This is a genomic window from Mesorhizobium sp. WSM3864 (genome assembly GCF_002294955.1).
Classification (GTDB): domain Bacteria; phylum Pseudomonadota; class Alphaproteobacteria; order Rhizobiales; family Rhizobiaceae; genus Mesorhizobium.
In genome coordinates this window covers 314037-338028 of the sequence record NZ_NSGD01000005.1, presented here as the reverse complement: position 1 = coordinate 338028, position 23992 = coordinate 314037, and the positions used below count along the sequence as shown (strand labels likewise).

The following is a 23992-nucleotide window of genomic DNA, read 5'->3' as shown; positions in this document are numbered from 1 at the left end:
GAGAGGGTAAGGGTGAGTGGCAGCGCCTTGCCTGGAGGACTGGCGCATGATCACCGGCAAGCATGCGCTGGTCACCGGCGGCGGCTCCGGCGTCGGCCGTGCGATCGCACTGTCGCTGGCGGAAGCCGGCGTCGCCGTCACCATCTGCGGCCGCCGCAAGGCCGCGCTGAATGAAGTCGCGAAGGCAAACGACCGCATCTTCGGCATCGGCGCCGATGTCACCGACGAAGCCGACATGACGGCGCTGTACGAGAAGGCCGAAGCGGCGCGCGGTCCCTTCGAAATCGTCGTCGCCAATGCCGGGATGGCTGCCAGTGCGCCGGCTTACAAGACCTCGCTCGCCGACTGGCGGCGCACGCTCGACGTCAACCTCACCGGCGCTTTCCTGACCGTGAAGCCAGCGCTTGCCGGCATGCTGGCGCGAAACACAGGCCGTATCGTTTTCATTGCCTCGACCGCCGGACTGAAGGGCTACGCGTATGTCGCGCCCTATGTGGCGGCCAAGCATGGCGTCGTCGGGCTGATGCGGGCCCTCGCAGCCGAGACCGCCAAGTCCGGCATCACCGTCAACGCCATCTGCCCGGGCTTCGTCGAAACCGACATGCTGGAGGAATCCATCCAGCGCATCATCGAGAAGACCGGCCGTTCCGCCGATGAGGCACGCGCGAGCCTTTCGGCTGCGAACCCGCAGGCGCGTTTCATCCAGCCGGAAGAGGTCGCCGCGACGGTGCTCTGGCTCTGCAGCGATGCGGCGCGGTCGATCACCGGACAGGCGATCTCGGTCTCGGGAGGCGAGACATGGTAGCGGGACCGACGTCTATCGGGCCGGGCAAGGACAGGTTGCGGCTGTGGATCCGCCTGCTGCGTGCTTCGCGCACGATCGAGGCCGAGCTGCGCGAGCGGCTGAAGAAGGAGTTCGACACCACGCTGCCGCGCTTCGACGTGATGGCGGCGCTCTACCGCTCGCCGGAGGGCATGCTGATGAGCGACCTGTCGCGATTCCTGCTGGTGTCGAACGGCAATATCACCGGCATCGTCGACAGGCTGGTCTCCGAAGGGCTGGTGACGCGCGCGCGCCGCAACGGCGACCGCCGCACCTCGATGGTGCGGCTGACCGAGGAAGGCGCGAAGTCTTTCGCGGCAATCGCCGCGGCGCATGAGAACTGGGTCGGCGAGCTGCTCGGCACTGTCAGCGAGGACGAAGCGCGCCGGCTGACCGGCATGCTGAAATCGTTCCGCAGCAATTGGGAGGGACGCGAATGAGCGCCATGGCCAAGCTCAAGCCGAAGCACTTCCTCTGGGAGGTGGAAGGCAGGGTCGCGAAGGTCCGGCTCGACCGGCCGGAGCGCAAGAACCCGCTGACCTTCGACAGTTATGCCGAGCTGCGCGACACTTTTCGCGATCTCGTCTACGCCGATGATGTCGACGCCGTGGCGTTCCTGCCCAATGGCGGCAATTTCTGCTCGGGCGGCGATGTCCACGACATCATCGGACCCTTGGTCAAGATGGACATGAAGGCGCTGCTCTCCTTCACGCGCATGACCGGCGACTTCGTCAAGGCGATGCTGAATTGCGGCAAGCCGATCATCGCGGCGGTGGATGGCGTCGCCGTCGGCGCCGGCGCGATCATCGCCATGGCCTCCGACATCCGCATCGCGACGCCGGAAGCAAAGACCGCCTTCCTGTTCACCCGCGTCGGCCTTGCCGGGTGCGACATGGGCGCCTGCGCGATCTTGCCCCGCATCATCGGCCAGGGCCGCGCCGCCGAACTGCTTTACACCGGCCGCACGATGAGCGCGGCCGAAGGCGAGCGTTGGGGGTTCTACAATCGGCTGGTCGATGCGGCGGGGCTCGAGGCCGACGCGCTCGAGATGGCAGCGCGCATCGTCTCCGGCCCGACCTTCGCGCACGGCATCACCAAGACGCAGTTGAACCAGGAATGGTCGATGGGTCTCGACCAGGCGATCGAGGCTGAAGCGCAGGCACAGGCGATCTGCATGCAGACCGGCGATTTCGAGCGTGCCTACAAGGCGTTCGTGGCCAAGCAAAAGCCGGTGTTCGAGGGGAATTGAGATGAGCGCGATGCTGGATACGTTGGCAGGACAGCGCCCCCCTCTGTCCTGCCGGACATCTCCCCCACAAGGGGGGAGATCAGCTGTCATCTCTGCCTTCGCCAATCGCCAAGGTCGCATGAATGAGCGGGACGCCAAAACTGCCAATCTCCCCCCAAGTGGGGGAGATGTCCGGCAGGACAGAGGGGGGCGCCGTAAAGTGCAAACCTCGCAGAAGTGCGGAGGCACCGATGCCTGACCGTTCCTTCCTCAACTGGCCCTTCTTTGAAGACCGCCATCGCGAACTTGCCGAAAATCTCGACGCCTGGTGCACCAAGAACCTGCCCGTCGATCACCACGATATCGACGCGGCCTGCCGCAACCTCGTCTCCATGCTCGGCCGCGACGGCTGGCTGAAGCCGACGGCGCTCGATCCCGACAAGCCGGGGCCGCTCGACGTGCGCACGCTCTGCATCACGCGCGAGACACTCGCCCGCCATGACGGGCTCGCCGACTTCGCCTTCGCCATGCAGGGCCTTGGCACCGGCGCGATCTCGCTGTTCGGCACGCCGGAGCAGCAGCGCTGGCTGGAAAAGACTCGGGCGGGCCAGGCGATCACAGCCTTTGCGCTGTCGGAGCCGCGCTCGGGATCGGATGTCGCCAACATGGAAATGGCGGCTGTCCGCGACGGCGATTTCTACTTGCTCTCGGGCGAGAAGACCTGGATCTCCAATGGCGGCATTGCCGACGTATACATTGTTTTCGCCCGCACCGGCGAGGCGCCCGGCGCCAAGGGAATTTCCGCTTTGATCGTGCCTGCGGACACCAAAAGCCTTGGCATCGCCGAACGATTGGAAGTTATCGCCCCGCACCCACTCGCGCGGCTCTCCTTCGACAATGTGCGCGTTCCGGCTTCCGCCCTGATCGGCAAACCCGGCGACGGTTTTCGGATCGCCATGTCGGTGCTCGACGTCTTCCGCTCGACCGTGGGTGCCGCGGCGCTCGGCTTTGCTCGAAGAGCGTTGGACGAAAGCATCAAAAGGGTGTCCGAGCGAAAACTGTTCGGCGCGCCGATGGCCGAACTGCAGATGGTGCAGGGCCACATCGCCGACATGGCGCTGGATGTAGACGCCGCCGCCCTGCTCGTCTATCGCGCCGCCTGGACCAAGGATATGGGCGCCGCCCGCGTCACTCGCGAGGCGGCAATGGCCAAGCTGTTCTCCACGGACAAGGCGCAGGAAGTGATCGACAAGGCGGTGCAGCTGCATGGCGGCGACGGCGTGCGCAAGGGCCACATCGTCGAGAGCCTCTATCGCGAGATACGCGCGCTGCGCATCTATGAGGGCGCTTCCGACGTGCAGAAAGTGGTGATCGCCAGGCAAGTGATGGGAGCGGCGTGAGATCATGCTTGCGGACCGCATTTCACTTAAGGGAGGCTAGACATGCACACGATCCTGCAGCCGGAAGGCTGGGCCAAACCGATCGGCTATGCCAACGGCGTTGCCGCGCGTGGCCGGCTGGTCTTCATCGGCGGCCAGGTCGGCTGGAATGCCGAGTGCCGGTTCGAGACCGACGATTTCGTCGATCAGGTGCGCCAGACCCTCACCAATGTCGCCGCCGTTCTCGCCGAGGCCGGCGGGGAGCCGCAGCACATCACCTCGATGACCTGGTATTTTACCGACAAGGCCGAGTACCTCGCCAACCTCAAAGGGATCGGCGAAGCCTACCGCGCTGTCATCGGCCGGCATTTTCCGGCGATGGCCGCCATGCAGGTGGTGGCGCTGGTCGAGGACCGGGCGAAGGTGGAGATACAGGCAATCGCAATTATTCCGGAGTGAGCCGGAGGCGCTACTGGCTTCTATTTCGCAATGGCCTGAAGCGGCGAAGGCTACGCCAACTCGGCGCTGACGCTCGAGGGATCGTATCTGCCTTCCGTCCGTCAGCATTGCCGTGACAGTACGGCAACGGCCGCTTGGCTGTCGGCACAATTTGTGATCAGATGATCATACCCGCGTTGGCGGATATTCGCACATAAACTTTGCCTGCTCCCAAGGAAGCAAAAGCGTGGCTCTGGGCTTCGAACCAATATCGGGACGCATCACGGTCCAGGATGGCGTCTACCAGCAGCTTCGCCATGCCCTCATGGTCGGCAGCTTCGATCCCGGGCAGGTGCTGACCATCGCCTCGCTGGCGGAGGCTTTCGGCACCTCAAATATGCCGGTGCGCGAGGCGTTGCGGCGGCTGGCGGCGGAGAACGCGCTGGAAATCTCGCAGAACGGCTCAGCCTGCGTGCCCGCGGTGACTCGAGCGCGGCTCGACGACCTCTGCCGGGCCCGGCTCGCCGTCGAGGGGCTGGCCGCCGAGCTTGGCGCGCCGCGCCTGACCGCAGCCGAGATCGGCTTGCTGCAAAGGGTTACTGACGACCAGCGGGCGATCGGCCGCGACGGCAGCATCTACGAGCTGATCGCCAAGAACCAGCAGTTCCACTTCACCATATACCGCGCCTCCGGCTCCGATGTGCTGTTTCAGCTGATCGAGACGCTGTGGCTGCGCTTCGGTCCGTACATGCGGCTGTTGTCCAACCATGTCGCGCCGCTGATGCGCGCCGGCACCATGGAGCCTTCGGGCCGGCACGCCGCGATCATAGCGGCCATCAAGGACAAGGATTTCACTCGCGCGCGCGACGAGGTGGTGGCCGATATCACGGCGACACAAGCGACTTTGCGGGCGATCTGTCCTGACGTGCCGGAGCCCAGACCGGTCGATTTTGCCGCTTTCGGAAGGGCGCCTTGATAGGCGGCCGCCGCAGAGTGGCTTTGAAGCCGCCTGGGCCAAGCTCCTGGACCAAGAGAACAGCCGGATTTTGAGGCGCTGACCCGCATTTCTTCAGCTGCGGCTCATTGATCCCTGTCCGTATTTGTGATCACATGATCACAGGGAGCGAGACAGCGAATGTCCGGCTATTTTCTCTATCATTCGATCGGCACCTTCCCCGGCAAGGCCGAGCGAATGGCCGCCTCGCTGACGGATTTCTCGAACATCTGGTCGGCGGAAGACGACGGTCAGTGGCCTGCCGCGCTTGCGGCGCGGCAACGCTTCATCGATGCCTGGAGGCGGCTGATCGAGGCGCCGCAAGGCACGCTGACCACGGCCGAGAATGTCACCGCCGCGCTCTATAGCCTGATCGGTGGCTTGCCGACGGAGCGGCTGGCGGGAAAGCGGCTGCTGGTCGCCGCCGACTGTTTTCCTAGCCTGCATTTCCTGCTGGCGGGCTTGGGAGAGCGTTTCGGCTTCACCCTCGACACCGTCCCATTGCGGCCTGGCGAGACCTGGGTTCGCGACCAGGATTTCATCGACCGCTGGCAGGCGGATGTCGGGCTCGCGCTCATTACCTTCGTCACCTCGACGGCCTCGTACCGCTGCGATGTCGGCCGCCTCGCCGCGCATGGCCGCGCCGTGGGCAGCATAGTCGGCGTTGATGTCACACAGGGCATCGGCGTGGCGCCGTTTTCGGTTGCCGCGACGCCGGTCGATTTCGTGGTCTCGACTTCGCTCAAATGGCTGTGTGGATCCTCCGGCGCCGGCATTTTGCAGGTCGCGCCGGACCTTCTGGCGTCCTGCCGGCCGGAGTTGCGGGGCTGGTTCAGTCAGCCGAACCCGTTCTCCTGGGACCTCGAAGCTTTCACTTACGCCGACGATGCGCGCCGCTTCGATCATGGCACGCCGGCGATCCTGGCAAGCGTCGCCTCGCTGCCCGGGCTGGAGTGGGTGGAACAGACCGGCATCGACATCATCCGCGCGCAGAATGCCGGGCTCGTCGAGCGTATCATCGGCGCCGCGCTGGAGAATGGCTGGGAGATCCGCTCGCCGCTCGATGCCAGTGAACGCGGCGGCAGCGTGGTGCTCGGCCTGCCGCAAGGCACCGAGCCGGCGAAGATCATAGCTGCGCTTCGCGACGAGCGGCTTTACTGCGATGCGCGCGGCACCACGCTGCGGCTGTCTCCCGGCATGGTCACCACAGAGACGGCGGTCGATGCGCTGATCGCGCAGCTCACGGAGCATATCGGGTCGCGGCGACGCCGCGCGTCGTGAATTCAGGTACCGCCTCGCCTGCGGCGCCCGGGAGTTTGGCGCCGGAAAGGGGCGGATCAGGAACCGAACCAGAGGGAAGCAAGATGTTGAAACGTCTAGGACTGATTGGGATGGCCGTCGCTGCCGGCCTCGCCTTTGCGGCGCCCGCCTTCGCCGACAAGATCATGGTGGGCGCCTATCCGGCCAACCCGCCATGGGAATACAAGACCGATTCGGGCGCCTTCGAGGGGTTTGAGATCGACGTCGCCAATGATGTCGCCAAGCGCATCGGCGCAGAGGTCGAGTTCCAGGATCTCGGCTTCCAGGCGCTGTTCGCAGCGACCGCTTCGGGCCGCATCGACTTTGCCGTGTCCTCGATCTCGGTCACCAAGGAGCGGCTGCAGAACCAGGGCTTCACGCAAGCCTATTACGACAGCGACGGTACCATCGTCGGCAAGGCGGATTCCGCCATCAAATCGCTCGACGATCTGAAGGGCAAGACCATCGGGGTCATCGCCGGCTCGACAGGCGAAGCCTACATGAAGGAGAACGCCGCCAAGCTCGGCGTTGCAGAAACCAAGAGCTACAACGCCCAGCAGGACCTTCTGCTCGACGTGCAGAACGGCCGCATCGACGGCGGCGCGGGCGAGCTCGCCGGCTTCCTGTTCGCCATCAAGCAGATGCCAGCGCTAAAGATCCTGGTGCGCATCCCGACCGGCGAGCGCTTCGCCATGATGACCAAGAAGGGCCATCCGCTGCTTGAAAAGGTCAACGACGCCATCAGCGAAATGAAGAAGGATGGCACCATGGCCGCGATCCACAAAAAGTGGTTCGGCGTCGATCCGGAAGCCGGCACCAGCACGGTGACGCCTGGCCCGATCCCGCAATAAGCCGGCTGATCAGAAATTTAGACGGGAGCGGCAGCAAGAGTTGGCGCTCTCGCTTCGACCATTTGGGTCTCGCCAAACACGGCGAACCTTGTCTCACGGTGAGCGCCGATGGAACTGATCGACACCTTCTTCAACTGGGGCATCCTGGTCCGATCGTTTCCGATCCTGATCCGCGGTCTTGGCAACACCATTCTGCTCGGCTGCGCGGCGATCATCTTCGGCACGATCGGCGGGCTGGCGATCTGCCTGGTGCGGCTCTACGCGCCGAAGCCGCTCAGGCGGCTGGCGACGCTCTATATCGACATGTTCCGCGCGCTTCCGATCCTGGTGGTGCTGATCCTGATCTACTACGCCCTGCCCTTCATCGGCATCCGCCTGTCGTCCTTCGTCTCGGCAGCACTTGCGCTGTCACTGGTGTTGGCGGCCTTCACGGCGGAAGTCTGCCGCGCCGGCATCGAGAACATTCCGAAGGGCCAGTTCGAGGCCGCCTCGGCGCTCGGCCTGCCCTTTTGGGTCGCCATGCGCAAGGTGATCCTGCCGCAAGCGATCCGTGTCGTCATTCCGCCGCTCACCAGCAACTGCGTCTCGGTGTTCAAGGACACCGCGCTCGCCTCGGTGGTGGCGATGCCGGATCTCTTGAAGCAGGCGACCGACGCGCAGGCACTGATGGCCAATCCGACGCCGCTGATCGGCGCGGCGATCATCTATCTGGCCTTCCTGTGGCCGCTGGTGCGGCTGGTCGGCTACCTCGAAGAGCGCGGCAAAGCTCGGTCCGCGCACTGATCCCTTAGAATGACCTCGATTAGCTGAAGGAGACTCCCGTGAACCAGCACCATGTTTCGAAAGCGCAGGAGAGCGCCGCTTCGTTCCCGGTCGAGAAGATCCGCGCCATGTTCCCGGCGCTCCGGCAGGCCGGCGACTTCATCTTCATGGACAACGCCGCCGGCGCCCAGATCCCGCAAAGCGTGCTCGACGCGGTGACCAGCCATCTGGTGGCGCACAACGTGCAGCGCGGCGGCCGCTACGGCCGCAGCGTCACCGTCGACCAGTCCGTCGCCGAAGCGCGTGAAAGCGTGGCGGTTTTGATCAACGCCTACAGCCCGTCCGAAATCTGCTTCGGCATGAACGCCACCTCGTTCATCCGCCTGGTCAGCCTCGGCATCGGCCAGATGCTTTCGGAACGCGACGAGATCGTCGTCACCGACATGGATCATGACGCCAACATCGCCACGTGGTTGGCGCTGGAGCAGGCCGGCGCCAGGTTCAAATGGTGGCGCATGCGCGAGGACGGCAATCTGCATGTCGACGACCTCAAGCCGCTGATGTCGGACCGCACCCGGCTCGTCGCCTGCACGGTGACCGCGCACTCGATCGGCTCGATTGTCGATGTCGCTTCGGTCGCCAAGATCGCGCATGCGGCAGGCGCGGAAGTGCTCCTCGACTGCGTGCATTACGGGCCGCACGGGCTGATCGACGTGCAGGCCTGGGACTGCGACTATCTCGTCTGCTCAGGCTACAAGAATTTCTCGCCGCATATGGGTTTTCTCTGGGGCCGCTTCGAAACGCTGAAGCGGCTGCCGACCTTTCGCGAGGACTTCATCCCGGATGAGCCGCCCTACAAGGTCGAGGCCGGCACCTTCATCTACGAGAATGTCTCCGGCATGGACGCAGCGGTGCGCTACCTGGAGTCGATCGGCCGCAATTTCTTGGCCGAGAACAACCGCTCGCGCCGCGACAACATCGTCGCCGGCATGAACGCCATCCGCGAGTACGAGCTGACGCTGGCGCGCGAGATGATGAAGGTGCTGAAGGCCTGCGGCGCGACAATCTACGGCGTCGCCGACGAGGCGCGCATCCATGAGCGCGTGCCGACCTTCTGCTTCAACATCGGCACACTGTCGCCGCAGAGGATCGTCGAGGAGATGGCGGCATTGCAGATCGGCATCCGCGACGGCCATATGTATGCGCCACGGCTGATGAAGCGGCTGAACCTGCCGATGCACAGCGGCGCGATCCGCGCCTCGCTGGTGCACTACAACACGGTCGAGGAAGTGCACCGTTTCGGCGAAGCGCTGCGGGCAATCATTGCGAAGCTGTCGTGACGCCCGGACGTCTGGTTCGAGCCTACGCCGCCTTCTTCGCCAGCCTCGCCTTGATGCTTGCCACGTCGGCGCGCGGCGTCGCGGCGAAAAGCGTCTTGGTGTAGCTGTGCTTGGGGTCCGAGAAGACCTCGTCGCGCGAGCCGTATTCGACCGCCTCGCCGAAATACATCACCATCACGTCGTCGGCGATATAACGCACCACCGACAGATCGTGGCTGATGAAGACATAGGTCAGCTTGAACTCGTCCTGCAGGTCGGCGAGCAGGTTGAGCACCTGCGCCTGCACCGAAAGATCGAGCGCCGAGACCGGCTCGTCCAGCACCAGCAGGCTCGGGTTCAGCATCAGTGCGCGGGCAATGGCGATGCGCTGGCGCTGACCGCCGGAGAACATATGCGGATAGCGGTTGTAGTGCTCAGGGCCGAGACCGACCTTCTTCAGCATCTTCATCGCCAGGTCGCGGCGTTCCTCGGCCGGCTTGTCGGTATTGATCAGCAGCGGCTCGCCGAGCACGTCGCCGATCTTTTGACGCGGGTTGAGCGACCCGTAGGGATTCTGGAAGACGATCTGCACCTTGCGACGCATTTCCTTGGTCAACCCGTCCTTGGCGATGTCGACCTTGTTGCCGTCGATGAACAAATCGCCGGCGGTCGCGGGATCGATCAGCGTGATGATGCGGGCGAGCGTGGACTTGCCGCAGCCGCTTTCGCCGACGATGGCGAGCGTCTTGCCCTTATCGACGCTGAAGGAGACGCCCTTCACCGCATGCACCGTGCGCGCGGGGCGGAACAGGCCGCCGCCGACATGGTAGTCGCGTTTGATGTTCTTGCCTTCGACAACCTTGGTCATGCGCCGGCTCCGGTCATGCACTGGCTTCTGGGGGCGCCGGCTCGAACAGCATGTCGGAGACGGTCGGCAGCCGGTCGCCGACGGCGTTCTCCGGCAGCGCAGACAGCAGCGCGCGCGTATAGTTGCTCTTGGGGTTCTCGAACAGCGACAGCACGTCGGCCTCTTCCATCTTGCGGCCCTTGTATTGGACGATGACGCGATCGGCGGTCTCGGCGACCACGCCCATATTGTGGGTGATCATGATCAGGCCCATGCCGTATTTGGCCTGCAGCGACACAAGCAGGTCGAGAATTTGCTTCTGGATGGTGACGTCGAGCGCGGTGGTCGGCTCGTCCGCAATCAGCAGCTTCGGATTGCAGGCAATGGCCATCGCGATCATGACGCGCTGGCATTGGCCGCCCGACATCTGATGCGGGAAGGAGTTGAGCCGCTCGGCCGGCTCCGGAATGCCGACCTGCTTCAACAACTCGATGGCGCGCGCCCGGCGCTGTGCGCGATCCATGCCGAGATGGAAGCGCAGCACTTCCTCGATCTGAAAGCCGACGGTGAAGCAAGGATTGAGACTGGCGATCGGCTCCTGGAAGATCATGGCAATGTCCTTGCCGATGATCTTGCGGCGCTCGGCCGGACCCATCTTGAGGAGATCGCGGCCGCCAAACGTCATTCGGTCGGCCGTGACAGCGGCCGTCCAGGGCAACAGGCCCATAACCGCCAGCATCGACACCGACTTGCCGGAGCCGGATTCGCCGACGATGGCGAGCACCTCGCGCTCGTCGACACGGAGCGAGACGCCGTCGACGGCGCGGAACGGGCCGGAGGCGGTCTGGAACTCGACGACGAGGTTCTGGATGTCGAGCAATGCCATCACGACCTCCTGAGCTTCGGATCGAGCGCGTCGCGCAGGCCGTCGCCGATCAGGTTGATGGCGAGCACCGTGATAAGTATGGCAAGGCCGGGGAAAGTCACCACCCACCAGGCGCGCAGGATGAATTCGCGCGCCGAGGCCAGCATGGTGCCCCATTCCGGCGTCGGCGGCTGCGCGCCGAGTCCAAGGAAGCCAAGCGCTGCGGCTTCGAGGATGGCGTTCGAGAAGGACAGCGTGCCCTGGACGATCAGCGGCGCCAGGCAGTTCGGCAGGATGGTCCTGAGCATCAGCCTCAGGTGCCCGGCGCCGGCGACCTTGGCAGCCACGACATATTCGCGGCTCTTTTCAGCCATCACCGCAGCGCGCACCAGGCGGGCGAAATGCGGCTGCAGGACGAGCGAGATCGCCAGCATCGCATTGAACAGGCCGGGGCCGAGAATGGTGACCAGCACCAGCGCCAGAAGCAGCGACGGGAAGGCCAGGATCAGGTCCATGACGCGCATGATTGCGACGTCGACCCAGCCGCGGAAATAGCCTGCCAGCAAGCCGAGTGTGATGCCGCCGACGAGGGCCAGCGTGACGACGACGGCGCCGATGAGCAGCGAGAAACGCGCGCCATAGAGCAGGCGCGAGAGGATGTCGCGGCCGACCGGATCGGTGCCGAGGATATATTGCGAGCTGCCGCCCGCCTGCCAGGCCGGCGGCCTGAGGAAGGCTGTCTTGTCCTGCACGTCGGGCGCATAGGGCGCGAGCAACGGCGCAAAGAGCGCCGCCAGCACCAGCAGGATGAAGACGACCAAGCCGATGACGGCGCCGCGGTTCACCGAGAAATAGTGCCAGAAGGTCTTGAAGCCGGTCAGCCGGTCCGGGCTGCCGGCGGCCATCGGGGCGATTTCGGTCGACTGGCTCATCACGCCGCCCTGATGCGCGGGTTGATGACGGCATAAAGCACGTCGACGATGAGGTTAACGGCCATGACGATGAGTGCGATCAAAAGCAGACCTGACTGCACGACGACATAGTCGCGCTTGAAGATGGAATCGACCATCCACTTGCCGATGCCCGGCCAGGCGAAGATGGTTTCGGTGAGGATGGCGCCGGCAAGCAGCGTGCCGACCTGCAGGCCGATCGTGGTGACGACCGGGATCAGGGCGTTGCGAAGTGCGTGCGCACCGATGACGCGGGCGGCGGAAAGGCCCTTGGCGCGGGCGGTGCGGACATAGTCTTCACCGAGCACCTCGAGCATGGCCGAACGGGTCTGGCGCGCGATCACCGCCAGCGGAATCGTGCCGAGCACGATCGCCGGCAGGATGAGATGGCTGAGCGCCGAGCGCAGCGCGTCCCATTTGCCGTAGAGAATGCTGTCGATGGTCATGAAACCGGTGATCGGCTTCAGGAAGAACTGCAGGCCCATGCGGCCCGACACCGGCGTCCAGCCGAGATAGCCGGAAAAGAAGATGATGAGCAGCAGGCCCCACCAGAAGATCGGCATGGAATAGCCGACCAGCGCGGTGCCCATCAACGACTGATCGAACCATGAGCCGCGTTTGACGGCCGCGAATATGCCGGCCGGGATGCCGATCGCCATGGCGAAGATCATGGCGAAGAAGGACAATTCCAGCGTCGCCGGGAAGAGCGTCTTGAACTCTTGGAGCACCGGGCGCTTGGAGGAAATCGAGACGCCGAAATCGCCGGTCGCGACCTCGCCGACATAGCGCGCATACTGCTCCCAGACCGGCAGATTGTAGCCGAACTGTTCCTTGAGCTCTTGGTAGCGGGCGGGGGTGACGCCGTGCTCGCCGGCCATGGCCAGGATCGGATCGCCGGGCAGCAGCCGGACAAAGGCGAAGGCGCAGATGGTGATGCCGACGAGCGTCGGGATCAGAAGTGCGATTTTGTTGAGGAGATATCTGAGCATCGTGAAATGGAATGGGGCGGCGACAATTCGCGCCGCCCCGTTCGCAAATATTACTCGGCCTTGTCAACGCCGTCGAAGCGATGAATGCCGAGCGGGTCCATCTTGAAGCCGCTGACGTTGTTGCGGACAACGGCATAGACCTGGCTGTGAGCCAGCAGGAAGGCCGGCGCCTGCTTGGCGAAGATTTCCTGGGCCTGCTCATAGAGCTTGGTGCGCTCGCCCTGGTCGCTGGTCTTCTTGGCCTTCTGGATCAGGTCCTCGAAGTCCTTGTCGCACCAGCTGGAATAGTTCGAGACGCCGATGGCCGAGCACGCGAAGAGGGTGGCGAAGAAATTGTCCGGATCGCCATTGTCGCCGGTCCAGCCGATCTGGAAGGCGCCGGGACGCTCCTTCTTCTTGCCTTCCTCGCGATACTTGGTCCACTCGTAGTTGACAATCTCGGCCTTGACGCCGACCTTGGCCCAGTCGGCCTGGATCAGCTCAGCCGCGCGCTGGAAGTTCGGGTTGTAAGGACGAACGCGGTCGGAAGCCCAGAGCTGGATTTCCTTCAGCCCGGCGTCGGCCAGCACCTTCTTGGCCGCTTCCGGATCATAGGAATCGAACTTCACATCCTTGTTCCACGACCACATGGTCGGCGGGATCAGGTTCTGCGCCGGCGTCGCGCCAGCGTCCTGGAACAGCGACTTGATCAGCGCTTCCCGGTCGATCGCCTGGTTGAGCGCGTGACGAACCTCCGGCTTGTCGAGCGGCGGGATCGTCGTGTTGTAGCTCATGTAGCCGATGTTAAGGCCGGCCTGATCCATCAGGGTCACGTCCTTGTTGGCCTTGATGGTGGCGATGTCCGCCGGGTTCGGATAGGGAGCGACATCGCATTCGCCGGCCAGCACCTTCTGGATGCGGGCGGTCGCGTCAGGCGTGATGGCGAAGACCAGATCGTCGATCTTCTCCTTGCCCTTGAAGTAGTCGGGGTTCGCCGCATAGCGGATGACCGAGTCGAGCTGATAGTCGACGAACTGGAACGGCCCGGTGCCGATCGGCTTGGTCGAGAAGTCGGCCATCTTGCCTTCCTTCTCGAGCTGGTCGGCATATTCCTTCGACACGATCGAGGCGAAGTCCATGCCGAGATTGGCCAGCATCGGCGCGTTCGGCTCGGTCAGCGTCAGCTTGACGGTGAGGTCGTCGACCTTTTCCCACTTGGCGACGTATTTCGGCATGTCCATGCCGGTGTAGTAGTCCCAGGTCAGGTTCGGCAGATACTTCTCGCCGTTCCACGGATTCTGCTTGTTGAACTGACGGTCGAACGAGAAGACGACGTCATCGGCATTGAGGTCGCGGGTCGGCTTGAAATAGTCGGTGGTCTGGAACTTCACGCCAGGGTGCAAGTGGAAAGTATAGACCAGGCCGTCGTCGGAGATTTCCCATTTGTCGGCGAGGCCGGGCTCGATCTCGGTGCCGCCATGCTTGAACTCGACCAGGCGCGAATAGACCGTGCGCGACGAAGCGTCGAAGTCGTTGCCGCCCGTCGTCGTACCCGGATCGAAATTGGCCGGCGACGCTTCCGAGCAATAAACAAGCGTCTTTGCATTGGCCATCCCGCCGAGGACGCTTGCAGCCAGCAACGCGGCTGCAAAAGTCATTGTCTTTTTCATTGAGCACTCCCTGATGTTCTTCCAAGCCCCTCTATCAGGCTCGCGAAGCGCGCATATAAGCACCGTTTTTGGGGCTTTGGAACACCCCGTTTGCGTACCCCACGGTAAGCAGGAAAAGAATCCGCATTTTCCTCAAATAGCAGAAAAAATGAGCAGAATTTTTCGCTCACGCTAATGTTAACAACCGCATTTTTTTATTGATTGAGCCTCTGCCGAAATGGAACGAGGAGCTACTGCCTGCCATCCCAGATACTCGTCGGGTCGCGCCTGAAGGAGGCGTCGAGGGATGGGATTTCGGCGGCAAATCTTTCCGCCGCTGCCGCTGGGGCAAGACTTGCACGGCCGCCGATAGAGGCAATACATAGACGTCAGGCCGGATTTCTTGGAATCCGCAATCGGCCGCAGCGGGAGGAACGCTTCCGAAATCGGAAAGAGATGCGGCGCAGAAGCAAAACCAGGACACCAGGGAGGGATTTGGTGGCAAAAGCAGCAAAGACAACGCCCCCGGCGAAGGCAAGAGCCAAGGCCGCGCCCGTCGATGCGGGCGCGCCCAAGGCTTCATCTTCCAAGACCGCTTCGCCAGCCAAAACGCCGTCACCTGCAAAGGCCGGCTCCAAGCCGAAGACCACTGCGAAACCGGCTGCCGCTGCAAAGAAGACGAACCCCACATCCGCCGCCAAGGCTGCAACCGCAAAGACCGCCAGGCCTGCGGCAAAGGCAGCCTCGGGATCGGCCAGGCGGCTGCCCAAGGCGATCACGGAACTCGCGGCAGGGTTGCCGGAAAAGCCTTGGCTGAAAAACTACCCGAAGAACATGCCGGCGGAGATCGGTCCGCTGCCTTACGATTCCATCGGCGACTTCCTTGTCGGCGCCTGCAAGCAGTTCGCCAGCCGGCCGGCGTTCGTGTGCATGGGCAAGTCGATCTCCTATGCCGAGCTCGAGCGGCTTTCGGCGGCCTTCGGCGCCTATCTGCAGTCGAAGGGACTGGAGAAGGGCGCGCGCGTGGCGCTGATGATGCCGAATGTCCTGCAATACCCGGTAGCGATGATGGCCGTGCTTCGCGCCGGCTTCACGGTGGTGAACGTCAACCCGCTCTACACGCCGCGCGAGCTGGAGCATCAGCTCAAGGACTCCGGCGCGCAGGCCATCGTCATTCTGGAGAACTTCGCCAACACGCTGCAGGCGGTGATCGCCAGGACGCCGGTCAAGCATGTCGTGGTCGCGGCGATGGGCGACATGCTGGGCGGGCTGAAAGGCGCGATCGTCAATCTCGTCGTGCGGCGGGTGAAGAAGATGGTTCCCGCCTGGTCGCTGCCCGGCCACGTCAAATTCAACGCCGCGCTCAAGGCGGGCTCGGCAAGCGCCTTCAAGCCGGCGGCGGTGTCGGGCGACGATATCGCCTTCCTGCAATATACGGGCGGCACGACCGGCGTGTCGAAAGGCGCGACGCTGCTGCACCGCAACGTCTTGTCCAACGTGGCGCAGAATTCGCTCTGGGTGGAGGACGCCTATACGGTCAAGCCGAAGCCGGCGCATCTCAACTTTGTTTGCGCGCTGCCGCTCTACCACATCTTCGCGCTGACGGTGAACGCGCTGATGGGCATGCAGCAAGGCGCGCAGAACGTGCTCATTCCGAACCCGCGCGACATTCCCGGCTTCGTGAAAGAACTGCAGAAATACCCGGTCCACATCTTTCCCGGCCTCAACACGCTCTTCAACGCGCTGCTCAACAATGAGGATTTCCGCAAGCTCGACTTCAAGCCGCTGATCCTCACTCTCGGCGGCGGCATGGCGGTGCAGAAAGGCGTGGCCGAGCGCTGGAAGGCGCTGACGGGCTGTCCGGTGAGCGAAGGCTACGGGCTTTCCGAAACCTCGCCGGTGGCAACCGCCAACAAGTTCAGCTCCAGCGACTTTACCGGCACGATCGGCCTGCCGCTGCCTTCGACCGAGATCGCCATCCGCGACGACGACGGCAACAACGTGCCGCTCGGCGAAGTCGGAGAGATCTGCATCCGGGGGCCGCAGGTTATGGCCGGCTACTGGAACCGGCCGGACGAGACCGCCAAAGTGATGACCAAGGACGGATTCTTCAAGTCGGGCGACATGGGCTTCATGGATGAGCGCGGCTACACCAAGATCGTCGACCGCAAGAAGGACATGATCCTGGTCTCCGGTTTCAACGTCTATCCGAACGAGCTGGAAGAAGTCGTGGCGCAGCACCCGGGCGTGCTCGAAGTAGCGGCGATCGGCGTGCCGGACGAGCACTCCGGCGAGGTGCCGAAGCTGTTCGTGGTCAGGAAGGATCCAGCGCTCACCATCGAAACGCTGACTGTCTATTGCCGCGAGAACCTGACCGGCTACAAGCGGCCGAGATACATCGAATTCCGCGCCGAACTGCCGAAGACGCCGGTCGGCAAGATCCTGCGGCGCGCCTTGCGGGAGCAGATTTGAACGAAAATGTTGCCGGCCTGACGCCAATACATCGCGCTGGCCTCGATCCCGCCGAATTCATCAAGGCGAACATGCGGCTTGAGCCGGTGCCGTCGCTGCCTGAAATCCGGCTCTATACGGCCCATCCCGGCAGCGGGCTGAGGCGGCTGCTGGAACCGGTGGACGGCTCGCATGAGCACGCGGCCGAGCCGCAGCCGCCCTACTGGGCCTATGCCTGGGCGGGCGGCGCAGTGCTGGCGCGCTATGTTCTCGACCGGCCGTCAACCGTTGCGGGCCGGCGCGTGCTCGACCTCGGCGCGGGTTCCGGCCTTGTCGGTATCGCCGCGGCGCGAGCCGGGGCTAGGGAAGTGACCGCGGCGGAGATCGACCGCAACGGCATCGTCGCGCTCCGCCTCAACGCGGAGGCCAACGGCGTCGCCATCATCATAATCGGCGAGGACATCAGCGCCGGTCCGCCGCCGTCGGTCGACGTTGTGCTCGCCGGCGACGTTTTCTACGGGCAAGCGGTCGCGCGGCGGATCGTCCCCTTCCTCGACCGCTGCCTTGCCGCGGGCATCGAGGTGCTGGTCGGCGACCCGGGCCGCGCCTGGCTACCCAGGCGGCGGCTTCGCCTGCTTGGCGAGTATCAGGTGCCTGATGTCGGCGGAAACGGCGGTAGCGCGCCGAAACCGAGCGGGATATTTGCGTTCCTTCCCAGCGAGCCCTGATCAGCCCGCCGGCACACTCATCCGCGCGGCGAGAAAATCCGGCAGGTCGGCGACCGAATCCAGGATGACGTCGGCCATCGGCGACAGCGAGTCACGCGTGCCTGTGCCGGAAAGCACGCCGATCGCCAGGCCGCAGCCGCCGGCGCGCGCCATTTCGAGATCGTGGCGATTGTCGCCGACCATGGCGATCTCGCCGGGCTTCAGTCCCGTCAGATCGCAGAACGCGATGACCGTGTCGGGCGCGGGCTTCGGGTTCGCGACCGCATCATAGCCGAAGGCGGCGTCGAAGAGCTGCGCGACACCGAGCGTGGCGAGCGTCTTCTCGGCGCCGCTGGTGGAATCGTTGGTGGCGACGCCCAGCCGGAAGGATCGCTTGTGCAGCGCCCGCAGCGATTCGACGATACCGGGCAGAGCGACAGCCATCGACGAGCCCTGAACCGAGGTGATCTCGTTGAAGCGGGCGACGGCCAGCATCTGGTCCTCCTCCGACAGGCGCGGGAACCAGAGCTCGACGACGTCCATGTTCGAGCCCGAGGCAAAGATCGAATCCGGCTTGAAGCGCTTGCTGACGAAATCGAAGCCGGCGGCGGCGAGCAACCTGTCGGCTTTCCAGCGATCGCCTTCGGCGGCGTCCATGGCCATGAAATCGGCAATGCCGAGCCAGGTAGCGTTGAAGTCGACAAGCGTCCCGTCCTTGTCGAACAGAATTCCCTTGATATCCGCCAATCCGTTTACTCCGCGCCGCGCAATTGGTGGACATGAGCCACCAATCCGGCAGTCGAGGCGTCGCGTTTTGCGGCAGTCTCCTTGCCTTCCACGACAGGCAGCAGGCCTGTCGCCAGTTCCTTGCCGAGCTCGACACCCCACTGGTCGAACGAGTTGATGTTGAACAGCGTGCCTTCGACGAAGACGCGATGCTCATAGAGCGCGATAAGGCGACCGAGCGTGCGCGGATCAAGCTTGCGGTAGAGGATGGTGAGCGACGGACGGTTGCCCGAAAAGACGCGATGCGGCGCGATGCGATCGACATCGGCGGGCTTCATGCCCTTGGCCAGCATCTGCGCGCGCGCCTCTTCCAGCGTGCGGCCCTTCATGAAGGCTTCCGACTGCGCCAGGCAATTGGCAAGCAAGAGATCGTGGTGGGTCTTCAGCTCGGGCTCGTGGCTGACGGCTGCGGCAAGAAACTCGACCGGGATGAAATCGGTGCCCTGGTGCAAAAGCTGGAAGAAGGCGTGCTGGCCGTTGGTACCGGGCTCGCCCCAGACCAGCGGGCCGGTCGGCGTCGTCACCGGGCTGCCGTCCAGCGTCACGCTCTTGCCGTTCGATTCCATATCGAGCTGCTGCAGATAGGCCGGCAGGCGCGACAGGCGCTGATCGTATGGAATGACGGCACGGGCCGGGTATTTGCAGACGACGCGGTGCCACCAGCCGATCAGCCCCAGCAAAACAGGCAGGTTATTTTGCAGGGGGGCCGAGCGGAAATGCTCGTCCATCTCATGCGCGCCGTCGAGGAAGGCGCGGAAATTGCGCGGGCCGATGGCGATCATCACCGGCAGGCCGATGGCGCTCCAGACCGAGTAGCGGCCGCCGACCCAGTCCCAGAAACCGAAGACGCGGTCGGAGGCGATGCCGAACTTGGCCACTAGGTCGAGCGCGGTCGAGACGGCGGCGAAATGCTTGCCGATCGCTTGCTTGCCCAGCGCCTTTTCCACCCATCTGCGCGCCGTCTCGGCATTGGTCATCGTCTCGACAGTGGTGAAAGTCTTGGAGGCGATGATGAACAAAGTCGTCTCGGGAGACAGGCCTTTCAGCGTGTCATGGATGTGGGCGCCGTCGACGTTGGAGACATAATGCGCACGCGGGCCGTCATGGTAGGGCGCGAGCGCCAGCGTCACCATCGCCGGGCCAAGATCAGAGCCGCCAATGCCGATATTGACGATGTCGGTGATCTTCTTGCCGGTGGCGCCGGCCGCCTCGCCGGAGCGAATCGCATCAGCGAAGGCGCCCATCGCGTCGAGCACGGCGATCACATCGGCCTTGGTGTCCTGGCCATCGACCACGACACTCTTGCCGGTCAGATTGCGCAGCGCCGTGTGCAGCACGGCGCGGTTTTCGGTGATGTTGATCTTCTTGCCTTCGAACATCGCGGCGCGTCGGCCTTCGAGGTCGGCGGCGCCGGAGAGCGTCTCCAGCATTGCCATCGTGTCGGCGTCGACCGCGCATTTCGACCAGTCGAGCAGAAGATCGCCATCGGTGGCGGAGAATTTCTCGAAGCGCTTGGGATCGGCGGCGAAGGCTTCGCGCATCGTGCCCTTGGCTGCCGCGCGCTGCTCACGCAGGGCGGTGACCTGCTTGTCGAAGGCTGACTGATCCAATGGTGGCTCCTGGCGGGTTTTTAGACCATTTTAACAGGCCCGATGTTTCCGGCGCGTGTCGTCGCGACATTGTATTGAGCCGGATTTCCGTTTCGTTCAAGCGCGGCAGTGACGCACTGCATCACGCTTTTATGATGCCCCGCAACATCCGCTTCCCTGGCGGACGCGCCCCTTTCGTGACCAATGGATCACTGGCATAAATCCCAGCGATCAGAAAAATTGATTGGCGCAACCCCTTGTGCCACCCCTACACTCGACTGGTCCAGCCAAGTGAAAACAGCTGGCCATCCGAGGATGATCTCCCATGCCACAGCGCAATGACACGGCCATATGGTCCGGCCTGTTCCGGATTTCGGCCGAATCCGGACAAACTCTCCAGGCACAGATCCGCCAGGCGATCGTCGCAGCCATCCTCGACCGGCAGATCGCCGCTTCGATGCCGCTGCCATCCTGCCGGATTCTGGCGGAAAAACTTGGCGTTGCCCGCGGCACGGTGGTGCTTGCCTTCCAGCAGCTGGTCGACCAAGGTTTTCTTGTGGCGCGCGAGCGGCGCGGCCACTTCGTCAACCCTGAGGTGCTCGCCACCCCCGCCAAGCCGCACCAGAAGGCGCCCGACCAGCAGAATGAGATCGACTGGAAGGCGCGTCGGCAGATCGCCGCCAGCGATATGCCGCCGCCGGCCAAGCACGACAACTGGATCAAGTCCTCCTACCCGTTCGTCTACGGCCAGTTCGATCCGGCGCTGTTTCCGACCGCGGAATGGCGCGAGTGCAACCGCATGGCGCTCGCGGTGCTGGAGATCCGCAACTGGGCATCCGACATGGTCGACCGGGACGATCCGCTGCTCATCGAGCAGATCCAGGCCCGGCTTTTGCCGCGCCGCGGCATCTTCGCCAATCCGGACGAGATCATCGTGACGCTGGGCGCGCAGAACGCGCTCTATATGCTCGCCTCGCTGTTGATGACCAAGGGCTCGAAGGTGGCAATGGAAGACCCCGGCTATCCGGATGCCCGCTCGATCTTCCGGCTCGCCGGCGCAGATATCCAGCCGGTCCCTGTCGACCAGTCGGGCATCGTGACCTCGGCGATTCCCAGTGATTCCGGCTTTGTATTCGTCACCCCAAGCCACCATTGCCCGACGATGGTGCCGTTGTCCGCCGAGCGGCGGCAGGATTTGCTGGCGCGGGCCAACCGCAACAACCAGATCATCATCGAGGACGGCTATGACAGCCAGCTTCTCGACGAGGCGCCGCAGCAGGCGCTGAAGAGCCTCGATCGCTCGGGCCGCGTCATCTATGTCGGCTCGATGTCGAAGACGCTGGCTCCGGGTCTGAGGCTCGGCTACATCGTCGCTTCGGCAGGACTGATTGCCGAGCTTCGCGCGTTGCGCCGCTTCATGCTCAGGCATCCGCCGGCAAATAACCAGCGCGCCGTTGCGCTGTTTTTGTCGCTCGGTCATCACGAGGCGCTGGTGCGCAGGCTCTCCGCCGCCTTCGACGAGCGGCGCAAGCGTCTGGTCCATGCGATTTCCGCTTTCCTGCCAGAATGGCGCTCGACCGACTCAGCGGGAGGCACATCGTTGTGGCTGGAGGGCCCGCGCGGTACCGATTCACGAGGGCTCGCCGAAGCGGCCGCTTCGCGCAGCGTCATCATCGAACCCGGCGACCGGTTCTTCGACCGCAGCGAAAAGCCCTCGCGTTTCATGCGTTTGGGCATCTCCTCGATCTCGCTGCAGCACATCGAGCCCGGGATCCGGGAGCTCGCCACAGCCGCCGGCCGCAGGCCTGCTGCCGCCTGATCACCACGGACTGCCACATCAAGAGCCGGCGTTTTTGCCGGCTCTTTTATTTTGGCGCGCCTCAACGCTTAGCATCCTGGCATATTCGACGGGATTGACTGGCTCATAGGCTGTGCCAATGCCGACGGCATAGTCGAGGCACAAAGGGGACGAGGCAGGCCGATGGTGGACCAACCGCCGCGCATCCTGCCCCTGAAAAAGCAAAGGTGGAGTGCTTTCCATGTCAGTGGCTCTTGAGAAGCAGGAAACGACGTCGGACCAGCGTTCGCGGCGGTCCGGCGGGCGCGAAGCGCGCCGCGCGATGCGGGCAGCACCGCTCGCAGACGATATCCGTCCGGTGCGAGCCGGCCTCGAAGGCGGCAGCTACGGGCCATTGAGCCAGAACGACAAGGAACGCATCCATGAAGCGGTGCTGACGCTTCTGGAGACGGTGGGCTTCGCCAACGCCATCCCCTCCTGCATCGAGGCGCTGACCCGGGTCGGGGCGAGCTATGGCGACGACGGCCGCATCCGCCTGCCGCGCGCGCTGGTGCTCGACACGATCAAGAAGGCGGCGCGCCACTTCACGCTTCACGGCCAGGATCCCAAGCACGACATGGTGATCCAGGGCAAACGCGTGCATTACGGCACGGCGGGCGCGGCGGTGCATCTGGTCGATGTCGAGAAGCGCGAATATCGAGAATCGCAGCTGCAGGACATCTATGACGCCGCCCGTCTCGTCGACGGGCTCGACAACATCCATTTCTTCCAGCGCACCATGGTGCCGCGCGATATTCCCGATCCGCTCGAGATGGACTTCAACACGCTCTATGCCTGCGTACTGGGGACATCCAAGCATGTCGGCACCTCGTTCACCGTGCGAGAGAACGTCAAGCCGGCGCTGGAAATGCTCTATGCGATCGCCGGCGGCGAGGAGAATTTCCGGGCGCGGCCTTTCGTGTCGAACTCGAACTGCTTCGTGGTGCCGCCGATGAAATTCGCCGAGGACGCCTGCGGCGTGCTCGAAGCCTGCGTCGAGGGCGGCATTCCGATCCTGCTCTTGTCGGCCGGCCAGGCCGGCGCCACGGCTCCCGCCGCGATTGCCGGCGCCGTCGTGCAGGCGGTGGCCGAAGTGCTGATGGGCCTGGTCTATGTCAACGCCATCAAGCCCGGCCATCCGGCGATCTTCGGCACCTGGCCGTTCGTCTCCGATCTCCGGACCGGCGCCATGTCCGGCGGTTCGGCCGAGCAGGCCGTGTTGACCGCGGCCTGCGCGCAGATGGCGCAATATTACGACCTGCCGGGTGGCTCGGCCGCAGGCATGACGGATTCGAAGCTGCCCGACATCCAATCCGGCTATGAAAAAGGCATCACCGATGTGATGGCCGGTCTTGCCGGCCTCAACCTCGTCTATGAATCGGCTGGCATGCATGCCTCGCTGCTCGGCTTCTGTCTCGAAAGCCTGATCATCGACAACGACATGCTCGGCCACTGCCTACGATGCGTGCGCGGCATCGAGGTGACGGACGAGGCGCTGTCGATCGACACGATCGCCGATGTCTGCCTCAAGGGCCCGGGTCACTATCTCGGCAACGAGCAGACTTTGAAGCTGATGCAGACCGAATATTTTTATCCCGCAGTCGGCGATCGCTTCTCGCCCAAGGAATGGAATGAGAAGGGCCGGCCCGACATTTTGCAGCGGGCGATCGCCGAGAAGAAGCGCGTGCTGGCCGAGCGCTTTCCGCGCCATGTGTCGCGGCTCGTCGACGACAAGCTGCGCGCGCGCTTCGGCGAGATGATCAAGCTGCCGCGCAACAAGATGGGCGGCTGATCTTTCCGCTCTCGCAGATCACTCCGCACGCAGCCCATAGCGCTCGACGACTTCGGCGTTGATCAGCTTCGCATGCAGCGTCAACAGCACGATCTGCGCATCGAGGCCGTCGCCGGCTTCGAGCGCGGCCTCGATGCGGCGCTCGGCTTCCAAAGTGTGCTCCCTGCCATTGGCCCGCTCGAAGGTTTCCGGTCCGGCGACGCAATAGCCGCAGAGTTGCGCCACTGATTGATAAGCCTGAGGCGGCGGCTCCTCGGGCCAATGATCCTTCATCAGGTTGACGATGGTGAGCTTGACGCCCTCAGGCACCAGTGCCGGATGCAAGTCGGCCTTACGCAAGGCGTCGTCGAGCTGGCGCAAGTCGCCCGAACGGCCGAACATGCCGAGGAAGCCGAGGGAAGAGCGCCGTTTCGCCATAAATGCCTCCCTTCGTAGCACCGTCGAGATCGGGCTAATCT

The 23992-nt window shown here is 63.9% G+C and carries 23 protein-coding genes; 14 read left to right on the top strand and 9 right to left on the bottom strand.

Annotated features, from left to right (window positions below; translation table 11 throughout):
• Positions 1–46 precede the first annotated feature (46 nt).
• From CK215_RS14325 to CK215_RS14275, 10 genes are all read left to right on the top strand, one after another.
• The gene (locus CK215_RS14325; protein ID WP_095831274.1) at positions 47–805 is read left to right on the top strand and encodes an SDR family NAD(P)-dependent oxidoreductase; all 759 of its coding nucleotides are present in this window, start codon (positions 47–49) and stop codon (positions 803–805) included.
• Entirely contained in the window at positions 799–1263 is a 465-nt protein-coding gene (locus tag CK215_RS14320) for a MarR family transcriptional regulator (protein WP_095782349.1), read from the top strand. Before CK215_RS14325 ends, CK215_RS14320 begins: the two co-directional genes overlap by 7 nt.
• Positions 1260–2072, top strand: a complete 813-nt coding sequence (locus CK215_RS14315) for an enoyl-CoA hydratase family protein (RefSeq protein ID WP_095831273.1) — start codon at positions 1260–1262, stop codon at positions 2070–2072. The genes CK215_RS14320 and CK215_RS14315 overlap by 4 nt, the downstream gene beginning before the upstream one ends.
• A gap of 230 nt (positions 2073–2302) precedes the next feature.
• A complete protein-coding gene (locus tag CK215_RS14305; RefSeq protein WP_095831272.1) occupies positions 2303–3451 on the top strand; it encodes an acyl-CoA dehydrogenase family protein in 1149 nt (382 codons plus the stop codon).
• A 42-nt stretch (positions 3452–3493) separates the two neighbouring features.
• Positions 3494–3889, top strand: a complete 396-nt coding sequence (locus tag CK215_RS14300) for a RidA family protein (RefSeq protein WP_095831271.1) — start codon at positions 3494–3496, stop codon at positions 3887–3889.
• Between the two features lie 226 nt (positions 3890–4115).
• Positions 4116–4844 carry a GntR family transcriptional regulator gene (locus CK215_RS14295; RefSeq protein ID WP_095777556.1) on the top strand — a complete coding sequence of 243 codons (729 nt, stop codon included), beginning with the start codon at positions 4116–4118 and terminating at the stop codon, positions 4842–4844.
• A 159-nt stretch (positions 4845–5003) separates the two neighbouring features.
• Complete coding sequence (locus CK215_RS14290; protein WP_095831270.1) at positions 5004–6143, top strand: aminotransferase class V-fold PLP-dependent enzyme; 1140 nt, start codon at positions 5004–5006, stop codon at positions 6141–6143.
• A gap of 83 nt (positions 6144–6226) precedes the next feature.
• Complete coding sequence (locus CK215_RS14285; RefSeq protein ID WP_067003647.1) at positions 6227–7012, top strand: ABC transporter substrate-binding protein; 786 nt, start codon at positions 6227–6229, stop codon at positions 7010–7012.
• A 108-nt stretch (positions 7013–7120) separates the two neighbouring features.
• Positions 7121–7795, top strand: a complete 675-nt coding sequence (locus tag CK215_RS14280) for an amino acid ABC transporter permease (RefSeq protein ID WP_067324409.1) — start codon at positions 7121–7123, stop codon at positions 7793–7795.
• 38 nt (positions 7796–7833) lie between these two features.
• Positions 7834–9114: a cysteine desulfurase-like protein gene (locus CK215_RS14275; protein ID WP_095831269.1), complete on the top strand. Its 1281-nt coding sequence runs from the start codon at positions 7834–7836 to the stop codon at positions 9112–9114.
• A 22-nt stretch (positions 9115–9136) separates the two neighbouring features.
• Here CK215_RS14275 and CK215_RS14270 read toward each other — a convergent pair whose 3' ends face one another.
• From CK215_RS14270 to CK215_RS31770, 6 genes are all read right to left on the bottom strand, one after another.
• The gene (locus CK215_RS14270; RefSeq protein WP_067003757.1) at positions 9137–9961 is read right to left on the bottom strand and encodes a dipeptide ABC transporter ATP-binding protein; all 825 of its coding nucleotides are present in this window, start codon (positions 9959–9961) and stop codon (positions 9137–9139) included.
• A gap of 13 nt (positions 9962–9974) precedes the next feature.
• A complete protein-coding gene (locus tag CK215_RS14265) occupies positions 9975–10826 on the bottom strand; it encodes an ABC transporter ATP-binding protein (protein ID WP_095831268.1) in 852 nt (283 codons plus the stop codon).
• Positions 10826–11710, bottom strand: a complete 885-nt coding sequence (locus tag CK215_RS14260) for an ABC transporter permease subunit (RefSeq protein ID WP_067003755.1) — start codon at positions 11708–11710, stop codon at positions 10826–10828. The genes CK215_RS14265 and CK215_RS14260 overlap by 1 nt, the downstream gene beginning before the upstream one ends.
• A 26-nt stretch (positions 11711–11736) precedes the next feature.
• Positions 11737–12744, bottom strand: a complete 1008-nt coding sequence (locus CK215_RS14255; protein ID WP_095777561.1) for an ABC transporter permease subunit — start codon at positions 12742–12744, stop codon at positions 11737–11739.
• Between the two features lie 50 nt (positions 12745–12794).
• Complete coding sequence (locus CK215_RS14250) at positions 12795–14393, bottom strand: ABC transporter substrate-binding protein (protein WP_067003638.1); 1599 nt, start codon at positions 14391–14393, stop codon at positions 12795–12797.
• 368 nt (positions 14394–14761) lie between these two features.
• Positions 14762–15151, bottom strand: coding sequence for a hypothetical protein (locus CK215_RS31770; protein WP_245418679.1), 390 nt, complete (start codon positions 15149–15151; stop codon positions 14762–14764).
• Between CK215_RS31770 and CK215_RS14245 the strand changes: the two genes are divergently transcribed.
• The gene (locus tag CK215_RS14245) at positions 15135–16844 is read left to right on the top strand and encodes a long-chain fatty acid--CoA ligase (RefSeq protein WP_280953078.1); all 1710 of its coding nucleotides are present in this window, start codon (positions 15135–15137) and stop codon (positions 16842–16844) included. The genes CK215_RS31770 and CK215_RS14245 overlap by 17 nt on opposite strands.
• Before the next feature lie 71 nt (positions 16845–16915).
• Positions 16916–17551 carry a 50S ribosomal protein L11 methyltransferase gene (locus tag CK215_RS14240; RefSeq protein WP_095831342.1) on the top strand — a complete coding sequence of 212 codons (636 nt, stop codon included), beginning with the start codon at positions 16916–16918 and terminating at the stop codon, positions 17549–17551.
• Here CK215_RS14240 and CK215_RS14235 read toward each other — a convergent pair whose 3' ends face one another.
• Both CK215_RS14235 and pgi read right to left on the bottom strand, forming a co-directional pair.
• The gene (locus CK215_RS14235) at positions 17552–18277 is read right to left on the bottom strand and encodes an HAD family hydrolase (RefSeq protein WP_067003634.1); all 726 of its coding nucleotides are present in this window, start codon (positions 18275–18277) and stop codon (positions 17552–17554) included. It abuts the gene before it with no gap.
• A 5-nt stretch (positions 18278–18282) separates the two neighbouring features.
• Positions 18283–19926: a glucose-6-phosphate isomerase gene (pgi, locus tag CK215_RS14230; RefSeq protein WP_095831267.1), complete on the bottom strand. Its 1644-nt coding sequence runs from the start codon at positions 19924–19926 to the stop codon at positions 18283–18285.
• Between the two features lie 304 nt (positions 19927–20230).
• Here pgi and CK215_RS14225 point away from each other — a divergent pair, with 304 nt between their 5' ends.
• Complete coding sequence (locus CK215_RS14225; protein ID WP_040974759.1) at positions 20231–21724, top strand: PLP-dependent aminotransferase family protein; 1494 nt, start codon at positions 20231–20233, stop codon at positions 21722–21724.
• A 220-nt stretch (positions 21725–21944) separates the two neighbouring features.
• Positions 21945–23534, top strand: coding sequence for a trimethylamine methyltransferase family protein (locus CK215_RS14220; RefSeq protein ID WP_067003629.1), 1590 nt, complete (start codon positions 21945–21947; stop codon positions 23532–23534).
• A gap of 18 nt (positions 23535–23552) precedes the next feature.
• Here CK215_RS14220 and CK215_RS14215 read toward each other — a convergent pair whose 3' ends face one another.
• On the bottom strand, positions 23553–23951 hold the full coding sequence (locus tag CK215_RS14215) for a hypothetical protein (RefSeq protein ID WP_095831266.1): 399 nt from the start codon (positions 23949–23951) through the stop codon (positions 23553–23555).
• Positions 23952–23992: the final 41 nt, after the last annotated feature.